General features: G+C 69.4%; 12 protein-coding genes. 9 read left to right on the top strand and 3 right to left on the bottom strand.

Going from position 1 to position 12,836, the window contains the following annotated elements; genetic code table 11:
* The first annotated feature begins 36 nt into the window (after positions 1-36).
* Genes alaS through NL241_RS15930 form a run of 5 tightly spaced genes read left to right on the top strand, consistent with a single transcriptional unit; the run spans position 37 to position 5,699 of the window.
* A complete protein-coding gene (gene alaS, locus NL241_RS15910; RefSeq protein WP_487693544.1) occupies positions 37-2,727 on the top strand; it encodes an alanine--tRNA ligase in 2,691 nt (896 codons plus the stop codon).
* A 6-nt stretch (positions 2,728-2,733) separates the two neighbouring features.
* Positions 2,734-3,255: a Holliday junction resolvase RuvX gene (gene ruvX / locus NL241_RS15915; RefSeq protein ID WP_487693546.1), complete on the top strand. Its 522-nt coding sequence runs from the start codon at positions 2,734-2,736 to the stop codon at positions 3,253-3,255.
* Positions 3,248-4,489, top strand: coding sequence for an endolytic transglycosylase MltG (locus NL241_RS15920; protein WP_487693547.1), 1,242 nt, complete (start codon positions 3,248-3,250; stop codon positions 4,487-4,489). Before ruvX ends, NL241_RS15920 begins: the two co-directional genes overlap by 8 nt.
* Positions 4,479-5,288, top strand: a complete 810-nt coding sequence (locus NL241_RS15925; RefSeq protein ID WP_494398043.1) for a shikimate dehydrogenase — start codon at positions 4,479-4,481, stop codon at positions 5,286-5,288. Before NL241_RS15920 ends, NL241_RS15925 begins: the two co-directional genes overlap by 11 nt.
* A 9-nt stretch (positions 5,289-5,297) precedes the next feature.
* On the top strand, positions 5,298-5,699 hold the full coding sequence (locus NL241_RS15930; RefSeq protein WP_494398044.1) for a prepilin peptidase: 402 nt from the start codon (positions 5,298-5,300) through the stop codon (positions 5,697-5,699).
* An 11-nt stretch (positions 5,700-5,710) separates the two neighbouring features.
* Here NL241_RS15930 and NL241_RS15935 read toward each other — a convergent pair whose 3' ends face one another.
* The gene (locus NL241_RS15935; protein ID WP_494398045.1) at positions 5,711-7,111 is read right to left on the bottom strand and encodes an MFS transporter; all 1,401 of its coding nucleotides are present in this window, start codon (positions 7,109-7,111) and stop codon (positions 5,711-5,713) included.
* Positions 7,112-7,194: 83 nt separating this feature from the next.
* Here NL241_RS15935 and aroC point away from each other — a divergent pair, with 83 nt between their 5' ends.
* From aroC to aroB, 3 genes are read left to right on the top strand one after another with little or no spacing between them, the layout of a single operon-like run.
* Entirely contained in the window at positions 7,195-8,391 is a 1,197-nt protein-coding gene (gene aroC / locus NL241_RS15940; protein ID WP_494398046.1) for a chorismate synthase, read from the top strand.
* Between the two features lie 19 nt (positions 8,392-8,410).
* Positions 8,411-9,094: a shikimate kinase gene (locus tag NL241_RS15945; RefSeq protein WP_487693552.1), complete on the top strand. Its 684-nt coding sequence runs from the start codon at positions 8,411-8,413 to the stop codon at positions 9,092-9,094.
* On the top strand, positions 9,087-10,172 hold the full coding sequence (aroB, locus tag NL241_RS15950) for a 3-dehydroquinate synthase (protein ID WP_494398047.1): 1,086 nt from the start codon (positions 9,087-9,089) through the stop codon (positions 10,170-10,172). Before NL241_RS15945 ends, aroB begins: the two co-directional genes overlap by 8 nt.
* Here aroB and NL241_RS15955 read toward each other — a convergent pair.
* Together NL241_RS15955 and NL241_RS15960 are read right to left on the bottom strand one after the other, a co-directional pair.
* Positions 10,151-11,026 (bottom strand): hypothetical protein, encoded by an 876-nt coding sequence (locus NL241_RS15955; RefSeq protein ID WP_494398048.1) that lies wholly within the window; start codon positions 11,024-11,026, stop codon positions 10,151-10,153. The genes aroB and NL241_RS15955 overlap by 22 nt on opposite strands.
* 30 nt (positions 11,027-11,056) lie before the next feature.
* The gene (locus tag NL241_RS15960) at positions 11,057-11,686 is read right to left on the bottom strand and encodes a B-4DMT family transporter (protein ID WP_494398049.1); all 630 of its coding nucleotides are present in this window, start codon (positions 11,684-11,686) and stop codon (positions 11,057-11,059) included.
* Positions 11,687-11,719: 33 nt separating this feature from the next.
* On the opposite strand from NL241_RS15960, the gene NL241_RS15965 reads away from it, so the two are divergent.
* Positions 11,720-12,832: a M24 family metallopeptidase gene (locus NL241_RS15965; protein WP_494398050.1), complete on the top strand. Its 1,113-nt coding sequence runs from the start codon at positions 11,720-11,722 to the stop codon at positions 12,830-12,832.
* Positions 12,833-12,836 lie beyond the last annotated feature (4 nt).

The raw sequence follows: 12,836 nt of genomic DNA on the forward strand, positions 1-12,836 counted from the left end.
CGCACCTCGGTCGGTGTGCGAACAGGAAGTGACGACGTGCAGACACACGAGATCAGGAAGCGGTTCCTCGATCACTTCGTGAAGGCAGGCCATACCGAGGTGCCCAGCGCCTCGGTGATCCTCGACGATCCCAACCTGCTGTTCGTCAATGCCGGCATGGTGCAGTTCGTGCCTTATTTCCTGGGCCAGCGCACGCCCCCGTACGACCGGGCGACCAGTGTGCAGAAGTGCATCCGCACCCCCGACATCGACGAGGTGGGCATCACCACCCGGCACAACACCTTCTTCCAGATGGCCGGCAACTTCAGCTTCGGTGACTACTTCAAGAAGGGCGCCATCGAGCTGGCCTGGAGTCTGCTGACCAACCCGGTGTCCGAGGGCGGATACGGGTTCGATCCGGAAAAGCTCTGGGCCACGGTCTATCTCGATGACGACGAGGCCATCGGCATCTGGCAGGAAGTGGCGGGCCTGCCGCTGGAGCGGATCCAGCGTCGTGGCATGGCGGACAACTACTGGTCCATGGGCATCCCCGGGCCGTGCGGTCCGTGCTCGGAGATCTACTACGACCGCGGTCCCGAGTACGGCGTCGGCGGCGGTCCCGAGGCCAACGAAGACCGCTACATCGAGATCTGGAATCTCGTGTTCATGCAGAACGAGCGCGGGGAAGGCACCAGCAAGGACGACTTCGAGATCCTGGGCCCGCTGCCGCGCAAGAACATCGACACCGGCATGGGCGTGGAGCGCATCGCCTGCCTGCTGCAGGGCGTCGACAACGTCTACGAGACCGACCTGGTGCGCCCGGTCATCGACCTGGTGGCCTCGATCGCGCCGCGCGGCTACGGCGCAGGCAACCACGACGACGACGTCCGCTACCGCATCATCGGTGATCACAGCCGCACCGCGGCGATCATCATCGGCGACGGCGTGAGCCCCGGTAACGAGGGCCGCGGCTACGTGTTGCGCCGCCTGCTGCGCCGGATCATCCGCGCCGCCAAGCTGCTGGGCGTCGAGCAGCCCATCATGAGCCAGCTGATGACCACGGTGCGCGACGAGATGGGCCCGTCGTACCCGGAACTGGTCACCGACTTCGACCGGATCAACCGCATCGCGGTGGCCGAGGAGACGGCATTCAACCGCACGCTGGCTGCCGGGTCCAAGCTGTTCGACGACGCCGCGCAGTCCACCAAGGCCGCCGGCGCCACGGTGCTGTCGGGATCCAACGCCTTCACGCTGCACGACACCTACGGCTTCCCGATCGATCTCACCCTCGAGATGGCCGCCGAAGCGGGACTCTCCGTGGACGAGGCCGGTTTCCGGGAGTTGATGAACGAGCAGCGGCAGCGCGCCAAGGCCGACGCCGCCGCCCGCAAGCACGCCCACGCTGACCTGTCCGCCTACCGCGAGCTGGTGGACGCCGGCCCCACCGAGTTCACCGGTTTCGACGAATTGTCCTCGCAGGCAACGATTCTGGGCATCTTCGTGGACGGCAAGCGGGTGCCCGTCGTCGCCCACGGTGGCCCGGACGGAGCCCCCGACCGGGTGGAGATCGTTCTGGACCGCACCCCGCTGTATGCCGAATCCGGCGGCCAGATCGCCGACATCGGCGCCCTCTCCGGAGCCGGCGGTGCCGCTCGCGCCCAGGTGACCGACGTGCAGAAGATCGCCAAGACGCTGTTCGTGCACCGCGTCAACGTCGAGTCCGGTGAGTTCGTCGAGGGCGACACCGTGACCGCCGACGTCGACCCCACGTGGCGCCACGGCGCCACCCAGGGCCACTCCGGCACCCACATGGTGCATGCAGCATTGCGACAGGTGTTGGGGCCCAACGCGGTTCAGGCCGGATCGCTGAACCGGCCCGGGTACCTGCGGTTCGACTTCAACTGGCAGGGCGGGCTCACCGAGGAACAGCGCAACGAGATCGAGATCGTCGCCAACGAAGCGGTCGAAGCAGATTTCGCGGTCAACACCTTCAACACCCAACTGGACAAGGCCAAGGCGATGGGCGCCATGGCGCTCTTCGGCGAGGCCTACCCCGACGAAGTGCGCGTGGTCGAGATCGGCGGGCCCTTCTCGCTGGAGCTGTGCGGCGGCACCCACGTGCACAACTCCGCACAGATCGGTCCGGTGACCCTGCTGGGCGAGTCGTCGGTGGGCTCCGGCGTGCGCCGTGTCGAGGCCTACGTCGGGCTGGACTCGTTCAAGCACCTGGCCAAGGAACGCGCGTTGATGGCCGGACTGGCGTCGTCGCTCAAGGTGCCCTCGGAAGAGGTGCCCGCCCGGGTGGCCAACCTGGTGGAGCGGCTGCGCGTCGCGGAGAAGGAACTGGAGAAGGTCCGGCTGGCCACGGCACGCTCGGCGGCGGTCAATGCCGCCGCGGGCGCCGAGCGCGTCGGTAAGGTCCGTCTCGTGGCGCAGCGGATGTCGGGGGAGATGAGCGCAAACGATCTGCGCTCGCTGATCGGAGACATCCGCGGCAAACTGGGCAACGAAGCAGCCGTGGTGGCGCTGATCGCCGAGGGTGAAGGTGGCGCCGTGCCGTACGTGGTGGCGGCCAACAACGCCGCGCAGGATCTGGGCCTCAAGAGCGGTGACCTGGTCAAGGTCATCTCGTCGGCGGTGGATGGCCGCGGCGGCGGGAAGCCTGATCTCGCCCAGGGGTCCGGCAAGAACGCCGCAGGGATCGACGCCGCACTCGAGGCGCTGCGCGCGGAAGTCGCCCGGAGCTAATCCGCAGTGACTTCCAGCGAGCACCGGCTGCCCGACCGGCCCGGCGGTGATGACCCCGGCCGTGGGCGCCGGCTCGGCGTGGATGTCGGCACCGTCCGCATCGGCGTGGCCACCTGCGATCCAGACGGGATCCTGGCCACCCCGGTGGAAACCGTTCGCCGGGAACGCTCGGGCCGGCATCTGCGCCGGCTGCGCCAGTTGGTCCAGGAGTACGAAGCCGTCGAGGTGATCGTCGGGTTACCGCGCACACTGGCCGACCGGGCCGGCACCTCGGCGGTGGATGCGATCGAGATCGCGGACCTGCTGGCCGAACGGATCGCCCCCGTGCCAGTGCGCTTGGCCGACGAGCGCCTCACCACGGTGACGGCCCAACGGTCCCTGCGTGAGGCCGGCGTCCGGGCCAGGAGTCAGCGGTCCGTCGTCGACCAGGCGGCAGCGGTGGCGATCCTGCAGGGGTGGCTCGACCAGCGACGTACGTTATTGACCGAACAGCCGGGGGGAGTCACACCGGAGGCGAATCATGGCTGAGGACTGGGACGATCGCGCACAGCCCGTGGCTGTCGGCCCGCCCCGGCGCGGGATGACCCGGGCGGCGCGTATCCGCGCCGAACGCAATCGTCGCCGCCGGCGCATCGTCGCCGGTTTCTCGGTCGCGGTGCTCATCGCCGTGGTCATCGGGACGGTCTTCCTGGGCTCCCGACTGTGGCACTCGATGTTCGGCGCGCCGTCGGATTACACCGGCGACGGCGGCAGCGACGTGGTGATCGAAGTGCACCAAGGAGATTCGACCACCGCGATCGGCCAGACGCTGCTGGACGCCGGTGTCATCGCAGGAGTGCAGGGCTTCGTCGATTCGGCCGGCGGCAACCAGGCCATGGCGGCCATCCAGCCCGGCTTCTACAAGGTGCGCACCGAGATCCCGGCGTCCTCGGCCGTGCAGAGGCTGGTCGACCCGGCCAACCGGGTCGGCAACTTCACCATCCCCGAGGGCCGTCAGCTCGACGACATGACCGACGTGCGCACCGGCGCCGTCACCAAAGGCTTGATCACTCTCATTTCTGAAGCCACCTGCACCGACCTCGACGGCGAGCGGTCCTGTGTGCCGGTCGAGGAGTTGCGCAATGCCGCCTCCTCCGACAGCCTGCAGGCGCTGCGGGTGCCGCAGTGGGCGGTCGAACCGGCCACTGCGATGGGTTCCGACCATCGCCGGCTCGAAGGGTTGATCGCCGCCGGGACGTGGAACGTGAACCCGTCGGCGTCGCCGGATCAGATCCTGGGTTCGCTGATCTCGGCCAGTGCCACCCGCTACGAGAGCGGCGGCCTGCTCGACACCGCGGCCGCCATGAACATCTCTCCCTACGACGTGCTGGTGGTCGGGTCACTGGTGCAGCGCGAGTCACTCCCGCAGGACTTCCCGAAGGTTGCGCGCGTCATCTACAACCGGCTGGCCGCCAACCGCAAGCTGGAGTTCGACTCGACGGTCAACTACTCGCTGGACCGGCAGGAGGTCGCGACCACCGACGCCGACCGCGCCCGGGTGACGCCGTGGAACACCTACGCCTCGCTGGGCCTGCCCGCCACCCCGATCTGCTCGCCCAGTGAAGCCGCGCTGGCCGCCGCCGAACGGCCGGAGGCAGGGGACTGGCTGTTCTTCGTGACCATCGACATGCAGGGCACCACGCTGTTCACCCGGGACTACGAGCAGCACCTGGCCAACATCGAGATCGCGCAGCGCAACGGCGTGCTGGACAGTGCCAGGTAGCTCCACGCCGCGCAAAGCTGCAGTGCTCGGGCAGCCCATCGCACACTCCCGGTCTCCGCAGCTGCACCTGGCCGCCTACCGCGCCCTCGGCCTGCACGACTGGACCTACGAACGCATCGAATGCTCCGCCGAGCAGCTGCCGGGTCTCGTCGACTCCCTCGGCCCGGAATGGGTGGGGCTGTCGGTGACCATGCCCGACAAGTTCGCGGCACTGGCCTACGCGACGGAGCGCACCCGGCGCGCCGAGTTGGTCGGGTCGGCGAACACGCTGCTGCGCACCGAGTCCGGCTGGCGAGCCGACAACACCGATATCGACGGGGTGGCCGGCGCGCTGGGTGGTCCGCTCGCCGGGCGGGCGCTGCTGCTCGGTGCCGGGGGGACCGCGCCGGCGGCGCTGGTGGGCCTGGTGTCGCTGGGGGTCTCGCACATCGCGGTGGCCGCGCGGAACCCGGACAAGGCGGGCCGACTGCTCGACATCGCCGCAACGGTCGGGGTGGACGCCGAGTTCTGCCCGCTGGACCAGGATGCGCTGGCCGGGCAGGTGGCCTCGGCCTCGGCCGTGGTCAGCACGGTGCCGGCCGAGGCGGCCGCCGGGTTCGCCGCGACACTGTCGGCCGCGCCGCTGCTGCTCGACGCCATCTACAACCCGTGGCCCACGCCGCTGGCCGTGGCCGTCACCGCGGGGGGCGGCCGCGTGGTCAGCGGCTTGCAGATGCTGCTGCACCAGGCCTTCGCACAAGTCGAACAATTCACAGGGCAACCGGCTCCGCGCACACAGATGGCGGCCGCGCTGGCTTAACGTGCCGCCATGGCCGTGATGCTGATGGGGTGGCTGGTGGTGCTGAGCTGCTACGACCTGCGGCAGCGCCGATTGCCGAACGCACTGACACTGCCGGGCGCGGCCGTGCTCCTGCTGGTCGCCCACCTGGACGGTCGCTTTGTTGCCGCTTCGGTGGGTGCCGCCGCGTTGGCCGGGGTCTACCTGGTGGGGTTCCTGCTCGGCGGGCTGGGCGCCGGGGATGTGAAGCTGGCCCTCGGCTTGGGTGCGGTGACGGGTGCGGCCGGGGCCGAGGCGTGGGCGCTGGCCGCTGTCGGAGCCCCGGTCCTGACGGTGCTGCTGGGGCTGGTCACCCGCGCCCGCGTGGTGCCGCACGGCCCGTCGATGTGCCTGGCGACGGGCCTGTCCCTTGTGATTTGGGCGCGCTGGTAACCGCTGAGCGGTTACGAGCGCGCCGAAATCGCACGAAGGACGACGAGGATGGCGAGCACCCAGACCGCGGCGTTGACGGCCATGGCCGCCACAAAACCGTGCTCGTCGGGCACCGGCCCGCTGACCAGCGCCAGCACGGTCACACCGACGGCGCTGCCCACCGAGAAACCGATGTAGCGCAGCACCTGGTTGAACGCCAGCGCGCTGGAGGTCTCCGCGGCGGGCACCGCGCGTACCAGCAGCACCGGCAAGGTGGCGAAGGTGCTGCCGCTGCCGAGGCCGGCCAACGCCATCGACAGCAGTGCCTGCCACACGTGGTCGTGGGCGAGCATCAGCTGGATCGTCGACACCAGGTAGATGGCACAGCCCACCGGCAGAACCCGGCTCGGGTCCACGCGCCGGCCCACCCACAGCGAGATCCGCGATCCCAGCACACTCATCAGCGAATACGGCACCAGCATCAGCCCGGCTATCGCCACCGGCTGATCCAGACCCCAGCCGCTCGGGGTGTCGACCTGCACCAGCACCATCAACAGCGTGAGCCCCATGTACATGCCGGCGCCGGCCAGCAGTCCGGTGATGTTCGGGGCGGCCGCGGCACCGCCGAACGCCAGCCGCAGATCGACCAGCGGATCGGTGTGCCGCAGCGTCAACCGCAACCAGACCGCCAGCGCGGTGCCGCCGAGCACGAACAGACCGAGGGTGCGCGCATCCGCCCACCCCCAGGTGGTGGTCTGGCTGATCCCGAGCAGCAGCGCCAGCGTCGACACCGACAGCATCAGCGCCTCCGAGGTCCGCACCTTCGGCGCCGGAACCGGTGCGGCGGAGGGTAATTCGCGCCAGGTCAGTACCAGGGTCGCGGCGGTGAGGACGGTGCCGAACCAGAACGCCGCCGCCACACCGCCGGCCTGGGCCACCACCGCCGTCAGCGGGTAGCCCAGCCCGGCCCCGGCGACGGTACCCACCGACAGCGCCGCCATCACCGGGCCGATTCGTGCCGGCGGCAGGATCTCCCGGGCGACGGCCATGGCCAGGGGTGCCAGCCCGAGGGCCATACCCTGCCCGACCCGGCCCGCGATCAGGGTTCCCAGCGCCAGATCGTCGGAGACCGCCGCCAGCGCCGGGGCCGCGGCGGCCAGGATGGTGCCGGCCACCACGAGCATCAGACCGCCGAGCACCACCGGCCGGCGGCGGTGGCCCACCGCGAAACGGCCCATCAGCGGGGTGGCGACCGCACCGGCCAGCATCGACGCGGTCAGCGTCCATTGCGCTGCGCCCAGCGATACCCCGAGCTCGACGGCGATGGTCGGCACCAGCGGCGCGCCGAGGCTGCTGACCACCCCGGTGACAGTGGTGAGCAACACCAGCGTCGGTATGAGCAGTCGCGCGGCAGGATCGTCGGCGGCGCTCATCGGATAGAGATCCTATGGGACCCGGGGGTGCGCCGAATTCACCAATTACCAGTTGCAGAAACCGCCATGGGAGGATGGGACCCGTGTTGCGTTGGACCACTGCTGGTGAATCTCATGGTCGCGCACTGGTGGCTGTCATCGAGGGCATGGTCGCCGGTGTGCATGTGACGTCGGACGACATCGCCGGCCAATTGGCCCGTCGTCGACTCGGTTACGGCCGAGGCGCGCGGATGAAGTTCGAACAAGATCAGGTGACCGTGCTGGCCGGCGTACGGCACGGCAGCACGCTGGGCGGCCCGATCGCCATCGAGATCGGCAACACCGAATGGCCCAAGTGGGAAACCGTGATGGCCTCGGACCCAGTGCCCGACGAGGACCTCGACGTAGCGCGCAACGCGCCGCTGACCCGGCCCCGCCCCGGCCATGCCGACTACGCCGGCATGCTCAAATACGGCTTCGACGATGCCCGCCCGGTGCTGGAGCGGGCCAGCGCCCGCGAGACCGCCGCGCGCGTGGCCGCCGGCACGGTCGCCCGCGAGTTCCTGCGCCAGGCGCTCGGTGTCGAGGTGGTCTCGCACGTCATCTCCATCGGCGCTTCCGAGCCGTATGCCGGCCCGCCGCCGGAGGCCACCGATCTGCCGAAGATCGACGAGAGCCCGGTGCGCGCCTTCGACAAGGCCGCCGAGCAGTCGATGATCGACGAGATCGAGGCCGCGAAGAAGGACGGTGACACCCTCGGCGGGATCGTCGAGGTGGTGGTGCGCGGCCTTCCCATCGGACTGGGATCGTTCACCAGCGGCGACAACCGGCTCGACGGCCAACTGGCCGCCGCGGTGATGGGCATCCAGGCCATCAAGGGCGTCGAGATCGGCGACGGCTTCGAAACCGCCCGCCGGCGCGGCAGCCAGGCTCACGACGAGATGTACCCCGGCCCGGACGGTGTGGTCCGCTCCACCAACCGCGCCGGCGGTCTCGAGGGCGGGATGACCAATGGCCAGCCGCTGCGGGTGCGCGCCGCGATGAAGCCGATCTCGACGGTGCCGCGCGCACTGGCCACCGTCGACATGGCCACCGGTGACGAGGCCGTGGCCATCCACCAGCGCTCCGACGTGTGTGCCGTACCCGCCGCGGGTGTGGTGGTCGAGACCATGGTGGCGCTGGTGCTGGCGCGCGCGGTGCTGGCCAAGTTCGGTGGCGATTCGCTGGCCGAGACCCGGCGCAATGTCGAGTCCTACCTGAACGCCGTGGCCGCTCATGAACCCGTGACGGCTTCGGGTTAGGCCATGGAGGGTTAGAACCATGGCTCCCAAAGCTGTTCTGGTGGGTATGCCCGGATCGGGCAAGTCGACCATCGGTCGGCGCCTCGCCAAGGCGATGGGTGTTCCACTGCTGGACACGGACGCACAGATCGTCGAGACGACCGGCCGCACCATCGCCGAGATCTTCGAGACCGACGGCGAACCGGGCTTCCGGCGCATCGAAGAAGACGTCATCCGCACCGCGCTGGCAGAGCACGACGGGATCGTGTCGCTCGGTGGCGGCGCGGTCACCTCACCCGGTGTCCGCGAGGCGCTGGCCGGACACACCGTGGTCTTCCTGGAAATCGGTGCCGCAGAAGGCATTCGGCGCACCACCAGCGGCGCGGTGCGGCCACTGCTGGCCGGTGGAGACGCCGCCGAGAAGTACCGCACACTCATGAGCGAGCGCGTTCCGCTGTACCGGCGGGTCGCCACCATGCGCATCAACACCAACCGACGCAACCCCGGTGCGGTGGTGCGCTACCTGGCGACGAGGTTGGAGAACCCGAACGCCAAGCCGGCGCGCCGCCGTCGCCGCCCGCCGTGGCGGTTGTCCCCGAACCCGCCCCGCTGTGACCGTTCGGCATCCGAAGACAACGCGGCCGACAAACCTCCCAGCACACCACCGACCCCAGCCACCCCCGCCGCACTCGCGGCGCGACGCGCGGAGACCCGTAATGACTGACAATTCCCACCCGGTGGTCGTCGACGTGGCGGTGGACCCGCCGTATCCCGTCGTGATCGGCACCGGGCTGCTGGGTGAACTGGCCGAACAGGTGGGCGGCGCGCACAAGGTGGCCATCCTGCACCAGCCGACGCTCACCCAGACCGCCGAGTCCATTCGAAGCTACTTGGTGGACAAGGGAATCGACGCCCATCGCATCGAGATCCCGGATGCCGAGGCCGGTAAGGATCTGCCCGTCGTCGGCTTCATCTGGGACGTGCTGGGCCGGATCGGCGTGGGCCGCCAGGACGTCATCGTCAGCCTGGGCGGTGGCGCGGCCACCGACGTGGCCGGTTTCGCGGCGGCCACCTGGCTGCGCGGTGTCGCGGTGGTGCATGTACCCACCACCCTGTTGGGCATGGTCGACGCCGCCGTGGGCGGCAAGACCGGAATCAACACCGAGGCGGGCAAGAACCTCGTCGGCTCGTTCCATCAACCCAAAGCGGTGCTCGTCGACCTGGCGACCCTGCAGACGTTGCCCCGCAATGAGCTGGTGGCCGGGATGGCCGAAATCGTCAAGGCCGGTTTCATCGCCGACCCGGTGATCCTCGACCTCATCGAAGCCGACCCGGAAGCCGCGGTAGACCCGTCGAAAGATGTTCTGCCGGAACTGATCCGGCGCTCCATCGCCGTCAAGGCCGAAGTGGTGGCCGCCGACGAGAAGGAATCGGCGCTGCGCGAAATCCTCAACTACGGGCACACCCTGGCCCACGCCATCGAGCGACGCGAACGCTACCGCTGGCGCCACGGCGCCGCGGTGTCGGTGGGGCTGGTGTTCGCCGCCGAACTGGGCCGGCTCGCCGGGCGCCTCGACGACGCGACCGCCAACCGCCACCGCAGTGTGCTGCAACTGCTGGGGCTGCCGGTGAGCTACGACGCCGACGCACTGCCACAGCTGCTGGAGTACATGGCCGGCGACAAGAAGAGCCGCGCCGGTGTGCTGCGCTTCGTGGTGCTCGACGGCCTGGCCAAACCGGGTCGCCTGGAAGGCCCCGACCCGGCGCTGCTGGCCGCGGCCTACTCCGAACTGACCGCCTGATCTTCGTCAGCGCTGGCCACCGAGTAGCAGATCGCCGTCGAGACGACCGTCGGCAACACGAACGTCACCCCCAGCACGAACACCACGAACACCCCGTTGGGCGCTGTCAGCCATTCCCGGGGTAACCGCGCCAGGCTGACCGCCAGCCAGCACGCGCCCACCGCCAGCACCCCGACGCCGACGGTGGCCACCTGCACCGAGCGCAGCGCCAGTTTGGTGTCGTCGTCGGGATTGCGCATGGACCGGCGCAGCGCGCGGGTGCGGCGCAGGATCAGCACGAAATCGACCACGATGACGACGGCGCCGGCCACCACGATCAACGCGACCGTCCACAGCTGGGGGCGGTGGCCGTACATGAACCGCAGGTAGTCGATCAAGACTTCGCTCAGGATCACGGTGGTGGCCATCGACGCCGCGAAGGTCAGCCAGCCCCCGAAATCGGCCAGGAAACAGAAGGCCTGCAGGTCTTTCGGGCCGGCGTGGGTGGCCTTGTTGATCGCGTGTGCGGCCAGCATCCAGCCCAGCCCACCGAACAGCGCAGTGGTGCCGGCCGCCAGCATGGCCGTCGACACCGCACCCTGGGTCCAGGCGATGGCGCAGGCGTCGCGGGCATCGTGGCCTTCGGGGACCTGCGTGCCGGTGATGAGGCTGAACACGAAACTGCTCAGCATCAGGATCAACACCGCGCCCGCGAACAACGCCAGCGTGTGCACGGCCTCCCGGCTGCTGCGGTCGAACAGCAGGGCGATCGCGGCGATGAGGAAGCCGCCGAGAACACCGGCGAGGTTCGAGTACGACGCCGCCGACGCCAGGATGCTCCACTGGTCGGACGTGCAGAACCGGTCCGGTGTCACACCCAGCCCCCGAGCCGGTGCCGGGCCTGGCTACTCTTTGCGTTCGGCCGGGGGGATGACGTCGTTCTTGTCGTCGGTGGTGGCGGCCTCGTCCCGCTCGATGGTGGCCACCGAGGACTGCTGCGCCACCGGCTCGGTGCCCTCGGCGGTGTCGGAACGATCGTCGCGGACCGCGGCGAAGACGTCGGTATCGGCGCGATCGTCGTCGTAGCCGTCCTCGCGGCGGCGTTCATAGGCCGGGGCCTTGCGATCGAGCAGCCAGCGCCCGATGGCGACCGCCAGGATGGCCGGCAGGAAGACCAGCAGCGCGGTGAACGCGGCGAACGTGGTCAGTTCGTTGACCAGCCCGCCGGCGTACAGCGCGGGGTAGATCATCGAGATGAACCACGAAACCGCACCGGACAGCAGCCCGGCGAGCAGACCGGCGAGCAGCCACGTCATGGCGAGGTCGCCGCGGCGGTCCGGGTCGGGGTTGGCGCGCGCGTCGCTGCGACCGTCGATCAGGCCCCAGGTGAACACCACGATGGCGAACACGGCCAGCAGCACCAGGCTGATGATCAGAGCTTTCGTCTCGAACTGATTGATCAACGCCCCTTGGAAGAGCCGGACCACGACCATCAACGCCGCGAACACCAGTCCGCGCAGCAGCCACTTCGCCATGGGGTAGCAGCGTAGCGAGTAGCGTGACAGGGCGTGACACATTCCCAGCGACGCGACAACCTCAGTGCCCGGATCGGAAGGTCGTCCGACGGTGAGGACGGGGCCACAACGCTGGACGCCATGCTGGTCACGGACCTCAACAACGTGCGTTACCTGTCCGGATTCACCGGATCCAACGCGGCGTTGCTGGTGTTCGCCGACGGGCGCCCCGCGGTGTTGAGCACCGACGGTCGCTACCGCACCCAGGCCGCTCAGCAGGCACCCGATCTCGAGGTGGTCATCGAGCGGGCGTGTGCCCGTTACCTGGCTGGTCGCGCGGCGGCCGACGGCGCCCGGCGGATCGGGTTCGAGAGCCACGTGGTGACCGTCGACGGCTGCGACACGTTGGCACGTGCGCTGAGAGACACGGGGGCGTCGCTGGTGCGCGCATCCGGCACGGTGGAGGCGCTGCGCGAGATCAAGGACGCCGGTGAGGTGGCGCTGCTGCGGCTGGCCTGCGAGGCCGCTGATGCCGCACTGGCCGACCTGATCGAACGGGGTGGTTTGCGGCCCGGCCGGACCGAGAAGGAAGTTCGCCGCGACCTGGAAGCCCTGATGCTCGATCACGGCGCCGATGCCGCCTCCTTCGAGACCATCGTGGCCACCGGCGCCAACTCCGCGATCCCGCATCACCGGCCCACCGACGCGGTGCTGGCCGAGGGAGATTTCGTGAAGATCGACTTCGGTGCGCTGGTGGCCGGCTACCACTCCGATATGACGCGCACCTTCGTCCTGGGTAACGCCGCCGATTGGCAACGCGAGATCTACGACCTGGTGGCCACCTCACAACGGGCGGGCCGGGAGGCCCTGGCACCCGGGGTCTCGCTCAAGGAGGTCGATGCGGCATCGCGGCAGGTCATCGCCGATGCCGGCTACGGCGAGACGTTCAGCCACGGCCTCGGCCACGGTGTCGGGCTGCAGATCCACGAAGCGCCGGGAATCAACGCTTCCGCCGCCGGTACACTTCTTGCTGGTTCTGCGGTCACCGTGGAGCCAGGTGTCTACTTGCCCGATCGCGGCGGTGTCCGGATCGAGGACACCCTGGTCGTCGGCCCGGAGACGCCCGACCTGCTTACCCGGTTCCCCAAGGAACTCCAGATCCTCTGATCGA

The organism is Mycolicibacterium sp. SMGY-1XX (assembly GCF_059132455.1).

Bases quoted from the DNA above. Each gene is read 5' to 3' on its own strand.
- NL241_RS15920 (WP_487693547.1), top strand. From the start codon at position 3,248: ATGGCTGAGGACTGGGACGATCGCGCACAGCCCGTGGCTGTCGGCCCG.
- NL241_RS15930 (WP_494398044.1), top strand. From the start codon at position 5,298: ATGGCCGTGATGCTGATGGGGTGGCTGGTGGTGCTGAGCTGCTACGAC.
- NL241_RS15935 (WP_494398045.1), bottom strand. From the start codon at position 7,111: ATGAGCGCCGCCGACGATCCTGCCGCGCGACTGCTCATACCGACGCTG.
- NL241_RS15945 (WP_487693552.1), top strand. From the start codon at position 8,411: ATGGCTCCCAAAGCTGTTCTGGTGGGTATGCCCGGATCGGGCAAGTCG.
- aroB (WP_494398047.1), top strand. From the start codon at position 9,087: ATGACTGACAATTCCCACCCGGTGGTCGTCGACGTGGCGGTGGACCCG.
- NL241_RS15960 (WP_494398049.1), bottom strand. From the start codon at position 11,686: ATGGCGAAGTGGCTGCTGCGCGGACTGGTGTTCGCGGCGTTGATGGTC.